At 56.3% G+C, this 742-nt stretch carries 1 protein-coding gene; it reads left to right on the top strand.

From position 1 onward, the window contains the following. On the top strand, positions 1-742 hold a 742-nt coding region (locus ACTHUR_RS13770; protein ID WP_440399095.1), incomplete at both ends, for a TonB-dependent siderophore receptor.

The following is a 742-nucleotide window of genomic DNA, read 5'->3' as shown; positions in this document are numbered from 1 at the left end:
GGGCGCAGCCGGGCTGACGCAGGCAAACAACGAACCGGGCGGCACGATTAACGCCGTCCGTAAGAAACCGACCTCCAAACGCCAGCTTTCCGCCGATTTGACGGTCAACACATGGGGCAGAGTGGGCGGCACGTTTGACGCGTCGGGCGCTTTAAGCCCTGAACACGGCCTGCGCGGACGCTTTGTCGGCTCGGTTGGCGGCAACAAAACCTTCCAAGACCAGTCCGGCGGACGTGACATCCTGCTTTACGGCGTGATGGACAAAGACATCGGCGACAACAGCAAGCTCACTTGGGGCGCGAGCTATCTCAACCAAACCAAAACGCCCGACCCCGACGGCCTGCCCATGCGCGCAGACGGCAAAGAATGGAAACGCAGCCGCTATCTCGGCGCAGATTGGAACGAAGCTCGTCTGAAAAAACACAACCTCTTTGCCGAGTTTGAACATTATTTCAACGACAACTGGAAACTGAGCAGCAAGCTGGACTGGCGCAAAAGCGACAATTCAAAAGAATATTACACGCTGGGCGGTACGGGCAACGGCATAGGCGTGGACGGTTTGGGCAAAACTTACAGCTTCGACCGTTACGACACGGACAGCCGCCAGTTTACTTTTCAAAACAACCTGACCGGTCGCATCTTCGCCTTCGGTCAAAGCCACGACCTCTTCTTCATGCACAGCTATTCCAGAGAGAAGATGAGTACGGGCAACCGTTGGTTCGACGATGGCAGCACCTATAAC

The organism is Neisseria sp. P0021.S007 (genome assembly GCF_051956855.1).
The sequence above is the reverse complement of the archived record's forward strand: the minus strand, read 5'-3'. Positions and strand labels throughout refer to the sequence as shown.